The organism is Streptomyces sp. NBC_00158 (assembly GCF_045160885.1).
GTDB lineage: Bacteria > Actinomycetota > Actinomycetes > Streptomycetales > Streptomycetaceae > Streptomyces.
Genome location: NZ_CP108161.1, coordinates 2,042,513 through 2,063,497 on the forward strand (window position 1 = coordinate 2,042,513; position 20,985 = coordinate 2,063,497).

20 protein-coding genes and 1 riboswitch are annotated in these 20,985 nt (G+C 71.5%); of the genes, 8 read left to right on the forward strand and 12 right to left on the reverse strand.

The annotated features are described in order from the left end of the window. Positions 1-56: 56 nt before the first annotated feature. Positions 57-725: an N-acetylmuramoyl-L-alanine amidase gene (locus tag OG553_RS09020; protein ID WP_405978486.1), complete on the forward strand. Its 669-nt coding sequence runs from the start codon at positions 57-59 to the stop codon at positions 723-725. Between the two features lie 186 nt (positions 726-911). Here OG553_RS09020 and OG553_RS09025 read toward each other — a convergent pair whose 3' ends face one another. From OG553_RS09025 to OG553_RS09075, 11 genes are all read right to left on the reverse strand, one after another. After that, the gene (locus OG553_RS09025) at positions 912-2,075 is read right to left on the reverse strand and encodes a cysteine desulfurase family protein (protein ID WP_405978487.1); all 1,164 of its coding nucleotides are present in this window, start codon (positions 2,073-2,075) and stop codon (positions 912-914) included. Between the two features lie 109 nt (positions 2,076-2,184). Beyond that, the gene (locus OG553_RS09030) at positions 2,185-3,036 is read right to left on the reverse strand and encodes a thioesterase family protein (protein ID WP_405978488.1); all 852 of its coding nucleotides are present in this window, start codon (positions 3,034-3,036) and stop codon (positions 2,185-2,187) included. Between the two features lie 48 nt (positions 3,037-3,084). Beyond that, positions 3,085-3,741 carry a trimeric intracellular cation channel family protein gene (locus OG553_RS09035; protein WP_405978489.1) on the reverse strand — a complete coding sequence of 219 codons (657 nt, stop codon included), beginning with the start codon at positions 3,739-3,741 and terminating at the stop codon, positions 3,085-3,087. Between the two features lie 329 nt (positions 3,742-4,070). Further along, positions 4,071-5,117: an ABC transporter ATP-binding protein gene (locus OG553_RS09040; RefSeq protein WP_405978490.1), complete on the reverse strand. Its 1,047-nt coding sequence runs from the start codon at positions 5,115-5,117 to the stop codon at positions 4,071-4,073. A 5-nt stretch (positions 5,118-5,122) separates the two neighbouring features. Next, positions 5,123-6,184 carry an ABC transporter ATP-binding protein gene (locus OG553_RS09045; RefSeq protein ID WP_405982995.1) on the reverse strand — a complete coding sequence of 354 codons (1,062 nt, stop codon included), beginning with the start codon at positions 6,182-6,184 and terminating at the stop codon, positions 5,123-5,125. Positions 6,185-6,213: 29 nt separating this feature from the next. After that, entirely contained in the window at positions 6,214-7,215 is a 1,002-nt protein-coding gene (locus tag OG553_RS09050; protein ID WP_405978491.1) for an ABC transporter permease, read from the reverse strand. A gap of 163 nt (positions 7,216-7,378) precedes the next feature. Next, entirely contained in the window at positions 7,379-9,088 is a 1,710-nt protein-coding gene (locus OG553_RS09055; RefSeq protein ID WP_405982996.1) for an ABC transporter substrate-binding protein, read from the reverse strand. A 94-nt stretch (positions 9,089-9,182) separates the two neighbouring features. Continuing rightward, the gene (locus OG553_RS09060; protein ID WP_405978492.1) at positions 9,183-10,175 is read right to left on the reverse strand and encodes an ABC transporter permease; all 993 of its coding nucleotides are present in this window, start codon (positions 10,173-10,175) and stop codon (positions 9,183-9,185) included. A gap of 625 nt (positions 10,176-10,800) precedes the next feature. Next, positions 10,801-11,541 (reverse strand): enhanced serine sensitivity protein SseB C-terminal domain-containing protein, encoded by a 741-nt coding sequence (locus OG553_RS09065; protein ID WP_405978493.1) that lies wholly within the window; start codon positions 11,539-11,541, stop codon positions 10,801-10,803. A 62-nt stretch (positions 11,542-11,603) separates the two neighbouring features. Further along, positions 11,604-12,344 (reverse strand): enhanced serine sensitivity protein SseB, encoded by a 741-nt coding sequence (locus tag OG553_RS09070; RefSeq protein WP_405978494.1) that lies wholly within the window; start codon positions 12,342-12,344, stop codon positions 11,604-11,606. A 261-nt stretch (positions 12,345-12,605) separates the two neighbouring features. Further along, the gene (locus OG553_RS09075) at positions 12,606-13,265 is read right to left on the reverse strand and encodes an AAA family ATPase (RefSeq protein ID WP_405982997.1); all 660 of its coding nucleotides are present in this window, start codon (positions 13,263-13,265) and stop codon (positions 12,606-12,608) included. Between the two features lie 208 nt (positions 13,266-13,473). Continuing rightward, positions 13,474-13,577, forward strand: a riboswitch (glycine riboswitch). Between the two features lie 180 nt (positions 13,578-13,757). Between OG553_RS09075 and gcvT the strand changes: the two genes are divergently transcribed. The 7 genes from gcvT (at position 13,758) to OG553_RS09110 (ending at position 20,117) form a co-directional block, all read left to right on the forward strand. Continuing rightward, positions 13,758-14,873, forward strand: a complete 1,116-nt coding sequence (gcvT, locus tag OG553_RS09080; protein ID WP_405978495.1) for a glycine cleavage system aminomethyltransferase GcvT — start codon at positions 13,758-13,760, stop codon at positions 14,871-14,873. Between the two features lie 79 nt (positions 14,874-14,952). After that, positions 14,953-15,336, forward strand: a complete 384-nt coding sequence (gcvH, locus tag OG553_RS09085) for a glycine cleavage system protein GcvH (RefSeq protein WP_405978496.1) — start codon at positions 14,953-14,955, stop codon at positions 15,334-15,336. 17 nt (positions 15,337-15,353) lie between these two features. After that, positions 15,354-16,610 carry a serine hydroxymethyltransferase gene (gene glyA, locus OG553_RS09090; protein ID WP_405978497.1) on the forward strand — a complete coding sequence of 419 codons (1,257 nt, stop codon included), beginning with the start codon at positions 15,354-15,356 and terminating at the stop codon, positions 16,608-16,610. A gap of 307 nt (positions 16,611-16,917) precedes the next feature. Continuing rightward, positions 16,918-18,300 (forward strand): L-serine ammonia-lyase, encoded by a 1,383-nt coding sequence (locus OG553_RS09095; RefSeq protein ID WP_405978498.1) that lies wholly within the window; start codon positions 16,918-16,920, stop codon positions 18,298-18,300. 192 nt (positions 18,301-18,492) lie between these two features. Next, entirely contained in the window at positions 18,493-18,807 is a 315-nt protein-coding gene (locus tag OG553_RS09100) for a hypothetical protein (protein ID WP_401251109.1), read from the forward strand. A gap of 294 nt (positions 18,808-19,101) precedes the next feature. After that, complete coding sequence (locus OG553_RS09105; RefSeq protein ID WP_405978499.1) at positions 19,102-19,512, forward strand: SsgA family sporulation/cell division regulator; 411 nt, start codon at positions 19,102-19,104, stop codon at positions 19,510-19,512. Positions 19,513-19,604: 92 nt separating this feature from the next. Next, complete coding sequence (locus OG553_RS09110; protein ID WP_405978500.1) at positions 19,605-20,117, forward strand: hypothetical protein; 513 nt, start codon at positions 19,605-19,607, stop codon at positions 20,115-20,117. 27 nt (positions 20,118-20,144) lie between these two features. On the opposite strand, the gene OG553_RS09115 is transcribed toward OG553_RS09110, so the two are convergent. Next, positions 20,145-20,864 (reverse strand): flavodoxin family protein, encoded by a 720-nt coding sequence (locus tag OG553_RS09115; protein ID WP_405978501.1) that lies wholly within the window; start codon positions 20,862-20,864, stop codon positions 20,145-20,147. Positions 20,865-20,985: the final 121 nt, after the last annotated feature.

Below are 20,985 nucleotides of genomic sequence, written 5' to 3' on the forward strand. Positions count from 1 at the left end.
GGTACGGGGAACCGGGCGGGGTCACAGCGCGTTGTCGGCTGTGGGGGGTGGATCACATGACCGAGCAGGTGGAGAAGGGGCCGAAGGGGCCGCGCCGGACCCGGCGGGCGGTGCTGCTGGGCGGGCTGGGGGTGCTCGCGGCGGCGGGGTTCGCGGCCCGGGACGAGATCGGGCGGGCCTGGTGGCTGCTGCCGGGGGTGTCCAAGCCGCGCAAGGAGGGCGAGCTCGACTACGCGTCCGCGAACTGGACGGCGGCCTCGCCGGCGAACTGGCGGCTCGCGGACCGGCCCGACGACTACCGGGTGGACCGGATCGTCGTCCATGTCACACAGGGTGGCTTCGAGTCCTCGGTCGACGCCTTCAGGAACCCGTTCCACAAGGCGTCGGCGCACTACATAGTGCGCCAGGACGGGCACGTGGAGCAGATGGTGCGCGAGCTGGACGTGGCCTTCCACGCGGCCAACCGGAACATGAACGAGCGCAGCATCGGCATCGAGCACGTGGGCTTCGTCGACCGTCCCCGGGACTTCACCGACGCCATGTACGCGGCCTCGGCCCGGCTGGCCGCCGACGTCTGCCGGAGGTACGGCATACCGGCGGACCGGGGGCACATCCTGGGCCACGACGAGGTCCCGGGCGCCGACCACACGGACCCGGGCCCGCACTGGGACTGGGCCCGCTACATCCGCATGGTCCGGCAGGAGCTCGGGGCGAAGGCCGGCTAGGTCGTCTCTTTCGGATCTTGCCGGTCAAGCCCGCGCCTCCCCCAGCTACCGCTGGGAGGGGCCCCCAGGCGCCGTGCATCGGCGCCTGGGCGGGGCGCCGCCGTACTGGACGTACTTGGTGCCCCGCCAAGGCGGCGAGGTGCGGTGCCGGGCGGCGCGGGCGAGGCAAGATCCGGAAGAGACGCCCTAGCTGAGCCCGGCGCTGCGGGCCCGTTCCACGGCGGGGCCGATCGCGGCGGCTACGGCGGCGACGTCCTCCTTGGTGGAGGTGTGGCCCAGGGAGAACCGCAGGGTGCCGCGGGCCAGCCGGGGGTCCGTGCCGGCCGCCAGCAGGACGTGGCTGGGCTGGGCGACCCCGGCGGTGCAGGCGGAGCCGGTGGAGCACTCGATGCCCTGGGCGTCCAGCAGCAGCAGGAGGGAGTCGCCCTCGCAGCCGGGGAAGCTGAAATGGGCGTTGGCCGGCAGCCGGTCCACCGGGTCGCCGCCGAGGACGGCGTCGGGGACGGCGGCCAGCACGGCCGCGATCAGCTCGTCGCGCAGGGCTCCGACCTCGGCGGCGAACCGCTCGCGCCGCTCGGCGGCGAGTACGGCCGCCACCGCGAAGGCGGCGATGGCCGGCACGTCGAGGGTGCCGGAGCGGACGTGCCGCTCCTGGCCGCCGCCGTGCAGGACCGGGACGGGGCTCTGGTCGCGGCCGAGCAGCAGCGCGCCGATGCCGTAGGGGCCGCCGACCTTGTGGCCGCTGACGGTCATGGCGGCGAGGCCGCTGTCGCCGAAGCGGACGTCGAGCTGGCCGAAGGCCTGGACGGCGTCGGAGTGCAGGGGTACGGCGAACTCCCGCGCGACGTCGGCCAGTTCCCGGACCGGCATGACGGTGCCGATCTCGTTGTTGGCCCACATCACGGTGGCGAGGGCGAGGTCGTCGGGGTTGCGCTCGACGGCCGCCCGGAAGTCCTCGGGGTGCACGCGGCCGTAGCGGTCGACGGGGAGGTACTCGACCTCGGCTCCCTCGTGCTCGGCGAGCCAGTGCACGGCGTCGAGGACGGCGTGGTGCTCGACGGGACTGGCGAGCACGCGCCGGCGGGCCGGGTCGGCGTCGCGGCGGGCCCAGTAGAGGCCCTTGACGGCGAGGTTGTCGGCCTCGGTGCCGCCGGCGGTGAAGACCACCTCGCTCGGACGCGCGCCGAGCGCCTCGGCGAGGGACTCGCGGGCCTCCTCGACGGTACGGCGGGCCCGGCGGCCGGCGGCGTGCAGGGAGGACGCGTTACCGGTGGCGGCGAACTGCGCGGTCATCGCCGCAGCGGCTTCCGGGAGCATCGGCGTGGTCGCGGCGTGGTCGAGGTAGGCCATGATTTTTTGATTCTACGAGCCCGCCGCCCCACCGGATCCCTCCCGGGTGGGGTTGGTCCGACCACCGGGCCGCCCCCTCCGCGGCCCGGGCGGCCCATCCGGCTCCCCTTTAACGCGGGGCGCGGGCCAGTTGGCGGGACTGGGCCACCAGGCGGTCGGCGGAGTCCCAGACCTCGGCGTCCTCCTCCAGGAAGCCCCCGGCGAGGTTGCGGGTGACGATGCCCACCCGCAGCGGGCCCGGGGCCGGGCGACAGCGGATGTGCGTGGTGAGTTCCACGGTCGGCGCCCAGCCCAGCAGGCCGAGGTCGAAGGCGGTCGGCGGCAGCGCGTCCACCGCGAGCAGCAGCGACAGCGGGTCGGCGTCGCGGCCGTCGGCCAGTTCGAACCAGGCCCGCATCTCGCCCTTGCCGGAGGGGGCTCCGACCGCCCACCCCGCCGTCGCCGGGTCCAGCCGCAGCCGCAGCCGGTCGACGATCGCGCTGCTGCCGGGGATCGGGGCCGGGCCGGCCTCCGCGCCGAAGCAGTCCTCGTAGGGCGGGATGGCGGGGGGCCGCGCCACCGTGTGGACGGTGTCCGGGAGCGCGGCGAGGTCCCCGTACGAGGCGAGGACGCGGATGCGCTCGACCTCGGCGCCGTTCTCGTCGTACTGGAACAGCGAGGCCTGGCCGGTGGAGAGGGTGCGTCCGACGCGGACCACCTCGGTGCGGATCACGGCGGGGCCGGGCACGGAGGAGGTCAGGTAGTGGGCGGAGACGGTGAAGGGGTCCGGGTGCGGCAGGGCCGACGCGAGGGCCCGGCCGACCAGGGCCAGCAGATAGCCGCCGTTGACGGCGGTGATGATCGTCCAGCCGGCGGACAGCTCCGCGTCGTACACCCCGGGTTCGCCCGCGCGGGCGGTGACGGTGGTGTCGCGGTCGAATTCGCTGTCGCCGATGGAGGCCTGGGCCGCTGCGTAAGACATGCCGACGACGGTACACCGGCAAGCTACTAAGCGGTAGCTTTTCCTTGCCTACGCCTCTTCGGCCACCGAGGAACGGCGGTTCCAGGCCAGCGGGGCCCGCCAGTGGTAGCGCATCGCGAGCAGCCGCAGCACGAAGGTGGTGACGATGGCGATGCCGGTGGTCACGGGGTTGAGCACCTCGAAGCCGATGAACACGGCCACCATCGCGGCGCCGACGACGGCGGGCACGGCGTACATCTCGCGGTCGCGCAGCAGCGAGGGCACCTCGTTGGCGAGCACGTCGCGCAGCACGCCGCCGCCGACGGCCGTGGCCAGGCCCAGTGCGGCGGAGGCGGTCAGGCCGAGGCCGTACTCGTAGGCCTTGGTCGTCCCGGTGACGCAGAAGAGGCCGAGGCCGGCGGCGTCGAAGACGTTGATGGCGCGGTTGATGCGCTGGACCTCGGGGTGGAGGAAGAAGACGATCGCGGCGGCGATCAGGGGGGTGACGAAGAAGCTGAGTTCGCTGAACGCCGCGGGCGGGACGGCACCGATGCAGAGGTCCCGCAGGAGGCCGCCGCCGAGGGCGGTGACGAGGGCGAGTACGCAGATGCCGAAGACGTCGAAGTTCTTGCGGACCGCGAGGAGGGCGCCGGCGGTGGCGAAGACGAAGATGCCCGCGAGGTCCAGGGCGTGCTGGACGTCGGGCGGGAAGAGATCGTGGAGCACCTCGTCATTGTCGCCCGGCGACGGGGTGGGGGTGTCCGCGCCGTTCCGCTGCCGCCGGAGGGTGGGTGCGGTTCCGGTGCCGCTGCGCGGGGGCCGGGGTCCCCTACCCGCCCTTCGCCCGTTCCCCGGGCTGCGCCCGGACCCCTTGCGGGGGCTCCGCCCCCGCACCCCCGCGCCTCAAACGCCGGCGGGGCTACAGATAGCCCAGCCGGCGTTTGAGGCGTACGGGGTCAGGGGCGGAGCCCCTGGGAACGGTGGAAGGGCGGGTAGGGGACCGCTCCGCGCAGCGGCCCACCCACCCGCACCCGGCTCACCGGCCCCGGCCCGTGTCAGGAAGGCTCGGGCGCGTTTTCCGGGTGGTGGCAGGCCGTCTGGTGGCCCGGCTTGATGGTGAGCAGCGGCGGGTCCTGCTTCGCGCAGAGTTCCGTCGCCTTCCAGCACCGCGTGTGGAAGCGGCAGCCGGCCGGCGGGGAGATCGGCGAGGGGACGTCGCCCTTGAGCAGGATGCGGCCGCTCTTCGCCCCGCGCCGCCTCGGGTCCGGGACGGGGACCGCGGAGAGCAGGGCGTTCGTGTACGGGTGCATCGGGGACTCGTACAGCGACTTGCGGTCCGCCAGCTCCACGATCTTGCCGAGGTACATCACCGCGATGCGGTCCGACACGTGCCGGATGACCGACAGGTCGTGCGCGATGATCACGTACGTGAGGCCGAGCTCCTGCTGGAGGTCGTCCAGCAGGTTCACCACCTGCGCCTGGATCGACACGTCCAGCGCCGACACCGGCTCGTCCGCGACGACCAGCTTCGGCTTCAGCGCCAGGGCGCGGGCGATGCCGATGCGCTGGCGCTGGCCGCCCGAGAACTCGTGCGGGTAGCGGTTGTAGTGCTCCGGGTTCAGGCCGACGAGCGAGAGGAGGCGCTGGACCTCCTTCTTGACGCCGCCCTCGGGCGTGACGCCCTGGAGCTTGAAGGGGGCCGAGACGATCGCGCCGACCGTGTGGCGCGGGTTCAGCGAGCCGTACGGGTCCTGGAAGATCATCTGCACGTCGCGGCGCAGCGGGCGCATGCCGGCCACGCCGAGGTGCGTGATGTCCTTGCCCTCGAACTCGATGCGTCCGGCGCTCGGCTCCAGCAGCCGCGTGATGAGGCGGCCCATCGTGGACTTGCCGCAGCCGGACTCGCCGACGACGCCGAGGGTCTCACCCCGCCGGACGTCGAAGTCGATCCCGTCGACGGCCTTGACGGCGGCGGTCTGGCGGCTCAGCAGCCCCTTCTTGATGGGGAAGTGCTTGACCAGGCCGGTGACCTTCAGCAGCGGCTCCGCCTCGGCGACGGCCGTACCCGTCGCCGAGTCCTGGGCGGCGGTGTCCTTCTTCATGTCCGTCACAGCTTCGGCGCAATCTCTTCGGTCCAGATCCGGGTCCGCTCCTCCTGCGACATGTGGCAGGCGGACCAGTGCCGGCTGTCGTCCTGGGTCAGCTCGGGCCGCTGGGTGCGGGTGATGCCCCCCTTGGGCACGTCGGCGTAGGGGCACCGGGGGTTGAACGCGCAGCCGCTCGGGATGTTGATGAGGCTGGGCGGCGAGCCCTTGACCGGGATCAGCCGCTCGGTCTGGTCGCGGTCGATGCGCGGCATGGAGCCGAGCAGTCCCCAGGTGTAGGGGTGGCGGGGCTCGTAGAAGACCTTCTCGGCGGTGCCGCGTTCGACGCACCGGCCGCCGTACATCACGAGGATCTCGTCGGCCATCTCGGCGACCACGCCGAGGTCGTGCGTGATCATGATGACCGCGGAGCCGAACTCCTTCTGCAGATCGCGGATGAGGTCGAGGATCTGCGCCTGGACGGTGACGTCCAGGGCGGTGGTCGGCTCGTCCGCGATGAGCAGTTCGGGGTTGTTGACCAGCGCCATGGCGATCATCGCGCGCTGGCGCATGCCGCCGGAGAACTCGTGGGGGTACGCGTCCACGCGCCGGTGGGGCTCCGGGATGCCGACGCGGTCGAGCATCTCGACGGCGCGGGCGCGGGCCTTCTTCTTGTCGACGTCGTGGTGGGTTCGGTACGCCTCGACGATCTGCTTGCCGACCGAGTAGTACGGGTGCATCGCGGACAGCGGGTCCTGGAAGACCATCGCCATCTTGCGGCCGCGCAGCCGGCGCACGTGGTCGGCGTCGGCGCTGACCAGGTCCTCGCCGTCGAGCACGACCCGGCCGGAGATGTCCGGGCGGCTGCGGGCGTTGCCGGTGCGGTGCAGGCCCATGATGGCCAGCGAGGTCACCGACTTGCCGGAGCCGGACTCGCCGACGATGCCGAGGGTCTTGCCGCGCTCCAGGTCGAAAGAGAGGCCGTCCACGGACTTGACCAGGCCGTCGTCGGTCGGGAAGTGGACCTTGAGGTCGCGCACGGAGAGGAAGGGGATCGCGTCGGGCGCGCCGCCCTGCTCGGGCACGAAGGCCGGCTGGTCGGAATCGTTCTTGGTCACGTCAGCCTCACGCGCGGGTCGATGACGACGTACAGCAGGTCCACGATCAGGTTGGCGAGGACCACGAACAGGGCGGCGAGCAGGGTGACGCCCATGATCACGGGAAGGTCGCCGGCGCTGATGGCGGCCACCGCTGCCGTGCCCAGGCCCTGGAAGTTGAAGGTGGTCTCGGTGAGCACCGCGCCGCCGAGGAGGCCGCCGAGGTCCAGGCCGAACATGGTGACGACCGGGGTGAGCGTGGAGCGCAGGGCGTGCTTGCGGATGACCACGGACTCCTTGAGGCCCTTGGCTCGGGCGGTGCGGATGTAGTCCTCGCCGAGGACCTCGAGCATGGTCGCCCGGGTGATGCGGGCGTAGGTGGCGGCGAAGAGGAAGGCCAGGGTGACCCAGGGCAGGATCATGCTGTTGAGCCAGGCCAGCGGATCCTCGGTCAGGGGTTGGTAGTTGGAGACGTCCAGCCAGCCGAGGCTGTAGACCAGGATCGCGGGGGCCACCATGCCGGTGAAGAAGATCGGCAGGGAGACGCCGGCGAGCGCGCCGACCATGACGGTGCGGTCGATGGCGGTGCGGCGTTTGAGTGCGGAGATCACGCCCGTGGCCACGCCGGCGATCACCCAGATCACGGCCGCGCCGAGGGCGAGCGAGAGGGTGACCGGGATGCGGTCCATCATGGTTTCCCAGACGGGCGCCTCGGTCTTGAAGGAGTAGCCGAAGCAGGGGGCCGCACAGTGGGTGATCTCGGTGCCGCCGTCGTAGTCGCGGCCGGCGAAGATGCCCTTGACGAAGAGCAGGTACTGCTCGGAGATGGGCTTGTCGAAGCCCATTTTCACGCGGATGCCCGCCAGGGCGGTCTCGTTGGTCTCCCGGCCGGCGTACATGAGCGCGGGATCGCTGCCGGTCAGCTTCGGGACCGCGAAGAAGATGCCGAAGGTGACCACGGAGACCACCAGCAGCGTGGCGGCGACGTTGAACAGCCGCCGTATGAGGTAGACGAGCACTGCAGTCGGCCGCCCGGGGCTGGTGGCCGCCGCCCCTCGTGGGGGCGGCGGCCAGCGCCTGCGGCCTTCACCTGCCCTTCGGACTAGCGCATGTGCGGTGAAGGCACTTACTAACGTGCTGAGTTGCTGTTGCGTGCCCGGCGGTCTGCCGGGCCGCCTGCTGCTACTGCTTGATGCCCACGGTGGCGAGGTCGATCTTGCCGAAGGACTCGTTGAAGAAGACGTTCGTCAGGCGCGGGTTGTGGTAGACGAGCGCCTTGTCGAAGTTGATCGGCAGGTAGAGCGCCTTGTCCATGACCTTCTTGTTGATCTCTCCGTAGAACGGAGCGGCGGCCTCGGGGGTGGCGGCGGCAGCGGCCTTGTCGAACAGGCCGTTGATCTCGCTGTCGTTGACCTCGGTGTAGTTGTTGTTGCCGTTCGGCAGGATGAACGATCCGTCGACCAGCGGCTGCAGGAAGCCCGCGCCGGAGTTGTAGTCGGCGCCCCAGCCCATGACGATGATGCCGTAGCCCTTCTTCTTCACGTTCTCGGGCGAACCGATCGTGGAGGAGGAGAGCTTGCCGTCGAACTGGTCGATCGTCGCCTTGATGCCGACCTTGGCGAGCGAGGCCTGCAGGGACTCGGCCGTCTTCACCTCGGGGGCGCGGTTGTTGCGCACGGCGATGACGGTCTCGAAGCCGTCGGGCTTGCCACAGGCCTTGAGGGCCTCCTTGGCCTTGGCCTCCTGCGGCTTGCCCTTCGTCAGGCCGAAGGGGTCGTAGCTCTTGTCCGAGCCGGGGACGCCGGCCGGCAGCATGTTCGCACCGAGGTCACCGCTGGTCGGGCCGCCGCGGGCGGTCTGCAGGGACTTCGGGTCGGCCGCGTAGATGACGGCCTTGCGGCACTCGATGTTGTCGAACGGCGCGACGGTCTGCGGGAAGGCGAAGTAGCGGATGTAGCCCGTGAACGGGTTGTCCGCGTTGGCCTTGAGCTTCTCGTCCTTGAGGATCTTGTTCTTCGCGGCCTGCTGGACACCGGTGCCGTCGACGGCCATGTCGATGTCGCCGGAGAGCAGGCGCTGGTCCATGTCGTCCGGGTTGGTGGTGACCGTGAAGGAGACCTTGTCCGGCAGACCCTTGCGGATCGGGTCCGTCTTCGGGTCCCAGTTCTCGTTCCGGACGAAGGTCGCGCCCTTGCCGGCGGTGAAGCTCTCGACCTTGTAGGGGCCCGTGGAGATGGGCTTGTTGGTGTACGTGGCGCCCGTGTCCTTGCCCGCCGGGACCGGCGAGGAGGACGGCATGGCCAGCAGGTAGCTGAAGTCGGAGTTCGCGCTCGCCAGGTTGAAGACGATCGTCTTGTCGTCCGGCGTCTCGACGGTCTTCAGACCCATCTTGTTCGGGTCGGTGTCCTTGTACGGGCCGGGGTACTTCTGGCCCTGGTCCAGGAGGTCGATCAGGTAGGTCGGACCGCCGGACAGGACGTCCTGCGCGAAGACGCGCTCGACGCCGTACTTGATGTCCTTCGAGGTGATCGGCGTACCGTCCTCGAACTTCACCCCGTCCTTGAGCTTCAGGGTGTAGGTCTTGCCGTCGTTGCTGATGACCGGCAGGGCCTCGGCGAGGTCGGGGACGACCTTCGTGCCGTCCTTGCCCGGCTTGGCGTCGTAGGCCAGCAGGCTGCGCACGTAGAGGCGCTGCATGTTCCAGACGAAGCCGTAGTAGGCGCGCGCCGGGTCGAGGTAGTCGACGTCCTGCGGGGACCAGAGCTTGAGCTCGCCGCCCTTGGCGTCGGAGGGGTTGATCACGGCGGTGGCGGCACCGCTGTAGCCCTTGCCGCTGTCGCCGTCGGCCTTGTCGTCCTTCTTGGCCCCGTTGTCACCGCACGCGGCGGTCATCGAGAGGGCGGCGATCACGGCGGCGATCGCGAGGGCCTGCTTTCTGCGGGTCACGGTTGTCCAACCTCCATAGGTGGTGAATCGAAGAAGCGGTTCAGCTGCCCTTGGGGTCGAGTGCGTCACGCAGCCCGTCCCCGAAGAGGTTGAACGCCAGGACGGTGATGAAGATCGTCATACCGGGAACCACCATGTACATGGGGTCGTCCTGGTAGATGGGGACGGCGTCGGAGAGCATCTTTCCCCAGGAAGCGGTGGGCGGCTTGACGCCGGCGCCCAGGAAGCTGAGGGCCGCTTCGGTCAGGATGTTGGTCGGGATGATCAGCGTGGCGTAGACGAGGATCGGCGCGACCAGGTTCGGCAGCAGCTCCTTGAGGAGGATGTAGCCGCGGCCGGCTCCGAGGCTGCGGGCCGCCTCGACGTACTCGCGTTCGCGCAGCGAGATCGTCTGGCCGCGGACGATGCGGCCGATGTACGGCCAGCCGAAGAAGCCGATGACCAGGATGAGCACGCCCATCCGGACGCCCGAACCCTCGAAGCCCCACACGGAGTTGGGGACCACCGAGACCAGGGCGATGGTGAACAGCAGCTGCGGGAAGGCCAGCAGCAGGTCCATCAGGCGGCTGATGACCCCGTCCACCCAGCCGCCGAGGAAGCCGGCGAGGGCGCCCAGCAGGCTGCCGAGGACGACCGAGACGAAGGCCGCCAGGAAGGCGACGACCAGCGAGATGCGGGCGCCGTAGACGATCCGGCTGAACACGTCGCGTCCGTTGGTGGGTTCGACGCCCAGCAGGAAGTCGGAGCTGATGCCGCCGAAGGAGCCGAGCGGCGTGCCCAGGTCCGGGTCGATCATGTCCTCGTGGAACTCGTTGGGGTCGTGGCCCAGCAGGTTCACGATCAGCGGCGCGAAGACCGCCACCAGGATCAGGAGGATCACGATCACGCCGCCGGTCAGCGCGACCTTGTCGCGCTTGAGCCGCATCCAGGCGATGCGGCCGGGCGAGCGGCCTTCGATGGCCTTGGCAGGGACGTCGGCTACGGACACGGGTGCGGGTGTTTCCGCGTCCGTGTCGTGCAGTGGTGCCGTCATCGTGGTGGGGACCCCTCTCGGCCGACGGGTGGGTCGGCCCATGCCCGCCGCTGTGGCGGCGTTGGTGCGGAGTGGCGTTCCAGTGCTCGGGGCACGTGAACGCGTACGAGGTGCGAGGTGCTGGCAGTGCGGCCGTGCTGTGGGTGGAGCAGGGTGCGGTGCGTGCGGTGCGGTGCAGCTGAGGTGCGGGAAGTGCGGAAGCGCCGTGTCGGGACGAGCGGCGAAGTCCACGTGCCGAACCGCGTCCTGGAGGACTGACCGGCTCTTGGGTGGGGAGTCTTCATCGGGCGCTCGACCAGCCGCCAGACCCGCAGATGAATGGATGCGCAACCGTGATCTGAGGCCGGGGTTCCCGTTATCCGGACTCCGCTCACGGCTCAGCGGAGCAAGACCGTCCGTTCGGTACGCAAACGGACATCACAGCCAACTCCGGGGTCTAGTGCGCCAATTGGGCGCCCACCTGCGGCGATATCCGGACAAGACGAAGGCCGCCGGGAACCGTGGTTCCCGGCGGCCTGATGTCCGTCGGAGGGGGTCGTCCCAGAGTGCGGGCGCACCCCGGAAGTCCCTGTAGGAAGCTCGGGGAAAGGCCCCGGAACGCCCGCGCGGCGCCCGCGGGGGCGGCTCAGTAGGCGGCGGCCTGCCCCTCGCGGTCGTAGAAGGGCCGCGTCTGCGCACGCAGCCACATCGCCACCGGGTCGTGCTCGTCCGCGAGCGCGACCGTGCACACCGGAACCCCCTCGGGCACGGCGCCGACCGACTGGCGCATCATCTCCCGTACGGATTCCAGCGCGGGCGCCGAGGCGTCGTACAGGTCGAGCCCCACCGCGAGGTACGCGGACCCGAGCGAGGGCTGCACCCAGGCGCGGCGCAGCGACCTCACGGCCGGCGTGCGGTGCGCGTGCTGGGTCAGCAGCCCGTAGAACTGCGGGAGCTCCAGGGCGGGCTCGGACAGCCGCAGCGGCCCCGCCGGCATCCGGTCCAGGCCGGTGGCGACCCGGCGCAGGTCGGCCCAGGGGATGCCGAGGCCGCCGCCCTGGGCGTGCGGGTTGACCCACAGCCCCCAGCGGTCCGGGTAGAGGGCGCGGGCGATGTCCCGGCCCGTGACCACCTCGTAGCCGCGGTTCCAGCCGCTCGCGGCCAGCTCCTGCGGGGAGGTCACGCAGGGGGCGTAGCCCAGCCCCTCGACCTCCATGCCGCCGTACTGGGCGTCCGGCGAGCCCGGCTGCCCCTGCCACAGGAGCATCCACAGCCTGCCCTCGGCGAGGGCGTGCAGGAATGACTCGTAGCCCTCATAGCGCCCGGGAGTCACCTGGCGCAGCATGTGCTCGACCTGCCCGGCCGCGGCCGTGCCTGACGCACTCACCCGGTACCCCTCTTCGTCTTCGTCCGCCCGTCGTCCACACGTCCCGACCAGCTTAAGCGGCGCTACGGGAGGTAGAAGGGGCGTACGCGCTCACGAATCCACTCCGTGACCGGGTCCTCGGCGGCGTCCAGCAGGATCAACTGCACCGGCCAGGGCGCCGGTACGCGGGCCAGGGCGCGGCCGAGCGCCTCCAGCGGGGCGTTCCGCGCCTCGGGATCCCATCCCACCAGGCGGACGCCGATGTAGAGCTGGGGCTCGCCGCCCTCGACGCTGGCGAGGCAGCGGTGGGCGGCGGCGACGGCTCCGGTGGCCCGGAACTCCTCGGCCGCGGCGGCGAGGAAGTCGACCGGGTCGTCCTGCCAGTCGGGCTCGAACAGCCGGACGCGGGCGCCGGAGGCCGGACCGTCGAGCTCGGTGCGGCCGGTGCGGCACAGCTCGGCGACGGCGGCCGGGGGCAGCGGGACCCCGACGGCGCCCTCGGGGTTCAGGGCGATGCCGAGCTGCGGGGGCAGGCCGCGGGCGAACTCGACGGCGGGGGCCACGGCGAAGTCCATGGCGGGGCCGGCGGCGAAGCGGAACTGCGCCTCGGAACTGTAGACGGGGACGTACGCCGCGCCGTCGATCAGCATCGTGGGGAGGTCGAGGGAGGCGCTGTCGGGCCCGCCGCCATTGGGGAGCGGGACCCAGACCTGGCTGCGGCCGAGCGCGTCCATGATCCGCGGGCCCGCGTCCGGCCGGCCGAGCGCCGTCCCGAGCACCTGCTCCAACTCGTTCGCCGGCCAGCCGTTGCCTTGCGCCTGCATGTGCCCGTGCCTCCGTGTGGTTCCGCGCCGTGTGGCCCCGAGGCTATCGGGGCCGGGGCCGGGGCCGGCGGGGCGGGTGCGGGTGGTCGGCCGCTGCGCGGGGCCGGTCCCCTACCCGCCCTTCGCCCGTTCCCTGGGGGCTCCGCCCCCAGACCCTCCCCCAGCTACCGCTGGGGGGACCCCCAGCGCCTCAAACGCCGGCGGGGCTGCATATTCGCTGCGCGAATCCAGCCCGCGCAGCGGCGAGTGTCCCGGGCGGGGTCAGGGGCCGAACGTGATCCGGGTGACGGCGGCAGCCGACGGGCGGTCCAGGAGGGTGACCGAGGCGCAGCCCCGCGGGGGGCGTCCGGCTTCCGCGGAGCGCAGCAGGCGGGAGACGGCCCCCCGGTGCCGGGCGAAGGCGTACGCGGACACCCGTCGCCCGCGGACGGCCTGCCCGGACAGCGCCTCCTCGGGGGTGGTGTCCAGCAGCAGCAGGTGCAGCCCCCGCCCGCGCCGCCGGGCGACGGCCGCCAGCAGCCCCCGCACCCACGGCTGGGTGCCGCAGTCGTGCACCACCACAGAGGCGCCGGAGCGCAGCTCGCGCCACAGCCCCCCGTAGTGCGCGGCGCGGACCAGCGGCCGGTACACCGCGTACGGCAGGCCGGACGGCATGCGGCGCTCCCAGCGCTCGCGGGTGTCCTGCGAGTCGACGCCGGCTTCGGCGGCCCGTTTGATCAGGGTGCTCTTGCCGCCGCCGGGCAGCCCGGACACCACCACGATGTCCCCGGCGGCGTAGCTCAGCCGGTGCGGGCGCGCGGACTGTCCGCGCAGGTCACGGACCGGGCCGCCGCCCGCGGCGGACCGGGCGGCGCCCCGCTGCTCCGGGACCGCCCCGACCGCGCCTGTAGTCGTAGCCACTCCGAGTCTGCGCACAGTGATCGTCTCCCCCGAATCGGGCCGCGAGGGCCCCATGCCCACTGAATGTAAAGAGACGGTAATCCGACGGCCCCGGTTGCGGCCGGGCGTTCCACAGCGCGGACGGCCGGGCCCGTCCGGACCGCACGTTCTTCCGGGCCCCACTGCCCTCTCCCGCCCGTCCCGTGCAATGATGTGCGCCATCTGGACACCAAACTGCATACCGGCCGCTTGAATCCGCGCGGGAGAGTCCCGGCAGGCCGCGAGGCCGTGCCCGGGCGCCGAAGGAGCAAGTTCCTCCCTTGAATCTCTCAGGCCCCGTACCGCGTGGATGAGGCAGATCTGAAAAGCGAGCCCCGCCGCGTCCGTCCCCGACGGCCGCCCGGCGCGTGCTCCACCCAAGGTGCAAGTCGGCGTTCCCCCTCCGGGAACTCTCGGCGAACCTCTCAGGTTCCGATGACAGATGGGGAGGAACCTCCTCGTCATGTCATGCCCTGGGACCCGGGAGCCACACCCATGAGCACTGCCCCCCGTCTGACCGCGCTCGACGCGCTGCACCGCTCGCTCGGTGCGACCATGACCGACTTCGCGGGCTGGGACATGCCGCTGCGCTACGCCAGCGAGCGCGACGAGCACAACGCCGTGCGCACCAAGGCCGGCCTGTTCGACCTCTCCCACATGGGCGAGATCACCCTGACCGGCCCGGAGGCCGTGAAGGCGCTGGACTACGCGCTCGTCGGGAACATCTCCACCGTCGGCGTCGGCCGCGCCCGCTACACGCACATCTGCCAGGAGGACGGCGGGATCCTCGACGACCTGATCGTCTACCGCCTCGGCGAGACCGAGTACATGGTCGTCGCCAACGCCTCCAACGCCCAGGTCGTGCTGGACGCGCTCACCGAGCGCGCCGCCGGCTTCGAGACCGAGGTCCGCGACGACCGTGACGCGTACGCGCTGATCGCCGTCCAGGGCCCGGAGTCCCCCGGCATCCTGAAGTCCCTCACGGACGCCGACCTGGACGGCCTGAAGTACTACGCGGGCCTGCCGGGCACCGTCGCGGGCGTGCCCGCGCTGATCGCCCGTACCGGTTACACCGGCGAGGACGGCTTCGAGCTGTTCGTCTCCCCCGAGCACGCCGTGGCGCTGTGGCAGGCGCTGACCGAGGCGGGCGCGGACGCGGGCCTGGTGCCGGCCGGCCTGTCCTGCCGCGACACGCTGCGCCTGGAGGCGGGCATGCCGCTGTACGGGCACGAGCTGACCACCGCGCTCACCCCCTTCGACGCCGGGCTGGGCCGGGTCGTGAAGTTCGAGAAGGAGGGCGACTTCGTCGGCCGCGCCGCCCTGGAGGCCGCCGCCGAGGTCGCCGCCACCAAGCCGCCGCGCAAGCTGGTCGGCCTGGTCGCCGAGGGCCGCCGCGTCCCGCGCGCCGGCTTCCCCGTGGTCGCGGGCGGCGAGGTCATCGGCGAGGTGACCTCCGGTGCCCCGTCCCCGACGCTGGGCAAGCCGATCGCGATGGCGTACGTCGACGCGGAGCACGCCGCGCCCGGCACCTCCGGCGTCGGCGTCGACATTCGCGGTACGCATGAGCCGTACGAGGTCGTGGCCCTGCCCTTCTACAAGCGGCAGAAGTAACCCTCGTACCGGGTCCCCCCGTCTCAGCACGCAAGACCACCGTTCGTATCCACCTCCCCGCATCCAGGAGAATCAGGTCATGAGCAACCCCCAGCAGCTGCGTTACACCAAGGAGCACGAGTGGCTGTCGGCCGTCGAGGACGGCGTCGCGACGGTCGGCATCACGGAGTTCGCGGCCAACGCGCTCGGTGACGTCGTCTACGCCCAGCTCCCCGAGGTCGGCGAGACCGTCACCGAGGGCGAGACCTGTGGCGAGCTGGAGTCGACCAAGTCGGTCAGCGACCTGTACTCCCCCGTCTCCGGTGAGATCACCGAGTTCAACCAGGACGTCGTGGACGACCCGTCGCTGGTGAACTCCGCCCCGTTCGAGGGTGGCTGGCTGTTCAAGGTGCGCCTGTCGGAGGAGCCGAAGGACGCGCTCACCGCCGACGAGTACGCCGCGCTCACCCACTCCGACAACTGACACCCCAGGGGCCCTGAATGTCCGTTCTGAACACCCCCCTCCACGAGCTCGACCCCGACGTCGCCGCCGCCGTCGACGCGGAGCTCGTGCGCCAGCAGTCGACCCTGGAAATGATCGCGTCGGAGAACTTCGCTCCGGTCGCCGTCATGGAGGCCCAGGGCTCGGTCCTGACCAACAAGTACGCCGAGGGCTACCCGGGCCGCCGCTACTACGGCGGCTGCGAGCACGTCGACGTGGTCGAGCAGATCGCGATCGACCGCATCAAGGCGCTGTTCGGCGCCGAGGCCGCGAACGTCCAGCCGCACTCGGGTGCGCAGGCCAACGCCGCCGCGATGTTCGCGCTGCTGAAGCCGGGCGACACGATCATGGGCCTGAACCTGGCCCACGGCGGTCACCTGACCCACGGCATGAAGATCAACTTCTCCGGCAAGCTCTACAACGTGGTCCCGTACCACGTCGACGAGTCCGGCCAGGTCGACATGGCCGAGGTCGAGCGCCTCGCCAAGGAGTCCAAGCCGCAGCTGATCGTCGCCGGCTGGTCCGCGTACCCGCGCCAGCTGGACTTCGCCGCGTTCCGCCGGATCGCGGACGAGGTCGGCGCGTACCTGATGGTCGACATGGCCCACTTCGCGGGCCTGGTCGCCGCGGGCCTGCACCCGAACCCGGTGCCGCACGCCCACGTCGTGACCACCACCACGCACAAGACCCTCGGCGGTCCGCGCGGCGGTGTCATCCTGTCGACGCAGGAGCTGGCCAAGAAGATCAACTCCGCGGTCTTCCCGGGCCAGCAGGGCGGTCCGCTGGAGCACGTGATCGCGGCCAAGGCCGTCTCCTTCAAGATCGCGGCCTCGCCGGAGTTCAAGGAGCGCCAGGAGCGGACCCTGGAGGGCGCGAAGATCCTCGCCGCCCGCCTGGTCCAGGACGACGTCAAGGCCGTGGGCGTGGACGTCCTCACCGGCGGCACCGACGTGCACCTGGTCCTGGTCGACCTGCGCAACTCGGAGCTGGACGGCCAGCAGGCCGAGGACCGCCTCCACGAGGTCGGCATCACGGTCAACCGCAACGCCATCCCGAACGACCCGCGCCCCCCGATGGTCACCTCGGGCCTGCGGATCGGTACGCCGGCCCTGGCGACCCGCGGTTTCGACGCCGAGGCCTTCACCGAGGTCGCCGAGATCATCGCGCAGGCGCTGAAGCCGAGCTACGACGCCGCCGACCTCAAGGCGCGCGTCTCGGCCCTGGCCGCGAAGTTCCCGCTGTACCCGTCGCTCTAGGCACGGCTCGGGGGCCCGGCCTTGTACCCACAAGGCCGGGCCCTTTTCATGACCGCCCGCACCCGTACGGGTACTCCCCGGCGGCACGCACACCCCCTGAAGGCCGTCACGGCCCCCGGCGGGCCCTCCCGGGCCGTCCCGGCACCGGAACGCGATCCGGCTCACGCCCGGCGGCCGCGTCCGGGAGGCGAACCGTTCATCTCCACGCGTTACGCTCGTCTGCCGGACAAAATCCGCAGATCCTCCCGTCTTGATCACCACACCCCTGCCCCCTCCCCACCCCACGAGCAGACAAGGGAGTCCGCCAGTGGCCATCTCCGTCTTCGACCTCTTCTCCATCGGCATCGGCCCGTCCTCCTCCCACACGGTCGGCCCGATGCGCGCGGCGCGCATGTTCGTGACGCGGCTGAAGAAGGACGGCGTCCTCGCCCAGACCGCCTCCGTGCGGGCGGAGCTCTTCGGCTCGCTCGGCGCGACCGGCCACGGGCACGGCACGCCCAAGGCGGTCCTGCTGGGCCTGGAGGGCCACTCCCCCCGCACCGTGGACGTCGAGACCGCCGACGACGAGGTGGAGCGCATCCGCAAGAGCGGCAAGCTGCGGCTGCTGGGCACGGAGATAGGCGGTGCCCACGAGATCGACTTCGACGAGCCGAGCCAGCTGATCCTGCACCGCCGCCGCTCGCTGCCGTACCACGCGAACGGCATGACCCTCTTCGCGTACGACGCCGCCGGCGCCCCGCTGCTGGAGAAGACGTACTACTCGGTCGGCGGCGGCTTCGTCGTGGACGAGGACGCGGTCGGCGAGGACCGGATCAAGCTCGACGACACCGTGCTGAAGTACCCCTTCCGCTCCGGTGACGAGATGCTGCGCCTGGCGAACGAGACCGGCCTGTCGATCTCCTCCCTGATGCTGGAGAACGAGAAGGCCTGGCGCACCGAGGAGGAGATCCGCGAGGGCCTCCTGGAGATCTGGCGCGTCATGCAGTCCTGCGTCTCGCGCGGCATGTCCCGCGAGGGCATCCTCCCGGGCGGCCTGCGCGTCAAGCGCCGTGCCGCGTCCACGGCGCGCCAGCTGCGCACCGAGGGCGACCCGATGATGCACCGCAGCGAGTGGACGACGATCTACGCGATGGCCGTCAACGAGGAGAACGCGGCGGGCGGCCGGGTCGTCACCGCCCCCACCAACGGTGCCGCGGGCGTCCTGCCGGCCGTCCTGCACTACTACGTGAACTTCGTGCCCGGCGCGGACGAGGACGGCGTGGTCCGCTTCCTGCTGGCCGCGGGCGCGATCGGCATGCTCTTCAAGGAGAACGCCTCGATCTCCGGCGCCGAGGTCGGCTGCCAGGGCGAGGTGGGCTCCGCCTGCTCGATGGCCGCGGGCGCCCTCGCCGAGGTGCTGGGCGGCACCCCGGAGCAGGTCGAGAACGCCGCCGAGATCGGCATGGAGCACAACCTCGGCCTTACCTGCGACCCGGTCGGCGGCCTGGTCCAGATCCCCTGCATCGAGCGCAACGGCATGGCCGCCGTCAAGGCCGTCACCGCCGCGAAGATGGCGATGCGCGGCGACGGCAGCCACAAGGTCTCCCTCGACAAGGTCATCAAGACCATGAAGGAGACGGGCGCCGACATGAAGATCAAGTACAAGGAGACGGCACGCGGCGGGCTCGCGGTCAACGTCATCGAGTGCTGATCCGAGAAGTGCGCAAATGATCCCCGGTTCGGGGTTTGGACCGGGATGATCACGCTTGCGAGGGAAGAAGCCGGTCCGGGCTGGTTTCTCGATGATCACGTGCGCCAGTCTGGTCACACGACGTCGCGTCACCCCCGGGCGGTCGGCCAACCGCCTTACCCCCTTGCTGTTTTGCGTACTGGAGGCTTCACCATGGCAGGCATCCGCAGCATCCGCGTGATGGCGGCGCTCGCATCGCTCCCCCTCGCCGCCGCGCTCTTCACGGGCACGGCCCAGGCGGACAACGGTGCCGGCGCCGCCGGCACCGCCTCGAACGCGGCCCTCGCCGGGATCCTCGGCAGCGGCGTCGGCGGCAGCAACCTCGGCAACTCCTCCACCGCGCAGCAGGTCGCGTCGGGCTTCGGGGCGTCGAACCAGAACAACGGCGCCCAGGCCAACGGCTCCGGCTTCACCGCGATCGGCCAGTCCAACAACCACGACTCGCTGATCTACAACCCGCTCCCGTAGCGGCCGGCCGCGCGGCCCCGCCGCAGCGCGCCACCGGGCCCGCCCTCCCCCCGGAGGGCGGGCCCTTCGCATGCCTGTGACGCATGCCTGTGACGCATGCCTGTGGCGCATGCCTGTGGCGCGTGCCCCCGGCGCCTGCCCGCGACGCGTGGCCCGCGGTGCACGCGGTGGCCGAAAAGAGGCCCTGCGGCCCGGCGCCTCGGGACCTTCGGCCCGGCGGCGCGGCCCCGGGCCGGGGATAGCGTGCCGGGAGGGGCGCGGGAAGACCCCACGCGCGACGAGAGGCAGCCGCCGATGGCCACCATCACCGAACAGAGACTCCTGCCGCTGAGGCTGGAAGCCGCCCCCCTGTCCGTGCCGCTGACCGGCCGGTTCGTCTACCGCACGGACCGCCCGTACGAGGTGGCCGTCGACTTCCGGGGCGCCGGGACGCACCTCGCCCGGTGGGTGTTCTCGCGGGAGCTGCTGCTCGACGGGCAGACCGCCGCCACCGGCGAGGGCGACATACAGGTGTGGCCGCGCTGGAGCGGCTCGGAGCCGCGCGTCCTGCTCGGCTTCAGCAACGGCGAACAGAGCTGCGTGGTCTCCGCCCGCGCCAAGGACGTGCGCGAGCTGTGCCGGCGGATGACGGAGCTGGTGCCGCGCGGGCAGGAGCGGCGCCACTACGACCTGGACGCGGAGCTGAGCGCGCTGCTCACGTTCTGACGCGGGGCGGGGTCCCGTGGAACCGGTCGCGGCCCGGCGCTGTCTTATGAGATGACAGGCAAGTCCCCGTCTCACGGAACCGGGGAGACATCATGCGTCACCCGCACCGCCGCCGGATCGTGGCCATCGCCACGGGTGCCCTGCTCACCGCCGGGCTCGCGCTCTCCGCGTCGCCGGCCTCCGCAGCCACCACGACCACCCGCACCCAGACGCCGCTCGTCGTCAATGCCCGCTGGGGCGGGCACTGCACGTACGACCGGCTCGTGATCGACCTCCAGGGCTACGTGCCCCCGGTCACCGTCACTCCCGTGTCCGAGCTCGTCTACGACGGGTCGGGACAGCCCGTCCCGCTGGCCGGGAAGTACTTCCTGGAGATCCGCCTGCACCCGGCCGCCGGGCACAACGACGCCGGGCAGAACGTCTACCAGGGGCCCCGGCTCCAGAAGATCTACCTCAGCAAGCTCAAGGGCATGGCCATGACCGGCGACTACGAGGGGTACGTGACCTTCGGCGCCGCCTTCGACACCCAGCCGACCTGGAAGACCTCCGTCCTGCACTCGCCCGAGCGGCTCGTGGTGGACTTCCCGCACCCCAACACCTGCTGACCCGATGACGGCCCCGGAGCCGCCCGGCTAGCGGTGCTCGGGGTTGGGGAAGTCGAAACGGCAGCCGGCGTCCCAGAGGGAGCGCTGGTTGCCGTGGGCCGGCATGCCCCCGGCGCGCTTGAGGAGCGCCGCCAGGTGCATCAGGTTCCACGACATGAACGTGGTGTTCCGGTTGGTGAAGTCGTTCTCGGGACCGCCCGAGCCCGGGTCCAGGTAGGAGGGGCCGGGGCCGGCCTCGCCGATCCAGCCCGCGTCGGCCTGGGGCGGGATCGCGTAGCCGAGGTGCTGGAGGCTGTAGAGGACGTTCATCGCGCAGTGCTTGACGCCGTCCTCGTTGCCCGTGATCAGCGCTCCGCCGACGCGCCCGTAGTAGGCGTACTGGCCCTGCTCGTTCAGCAGGGAGGAGCAGGCGTAGAGCCGCTCGATGACCCGCTTCATGACGGAGCTGTTGTCCCCGAGCCAGATCGGGCCGCACAGCACCAGGATGTCGGCGTCCATGATCTGGCTGTAGAGGACCGGCCACTGGTCGCTCTCCCAGCCGTGGTCGGTCATGTCCGGCCAGACGCCGGTGGCGATGTCGTGGTCGACGGCGCGGATCAGCGAGGTGCGGGCGCCGGCCGATTCCATGACGGCCCGGCTCCGCGCGATCAGTCCCTCCGTGTTGCTGGTCTCGGGCGAGCGTTTGAGGGTGCAGTTGACGTAGACGGCGGAGAGGTCCTCGTACCGGGGGCTGTCGTCGGCGGCCATGTCCTCCACCGTGCCGGGCGCCGCGCGGGCCGGCCAGCGGGCCTGGCCCGTCCGGGTGCGCGGCGGGGCGGGTGGCGGGGCGGGCGCCGGGTGGCCGGATCGGTCCGGGTTGTGACGGTCC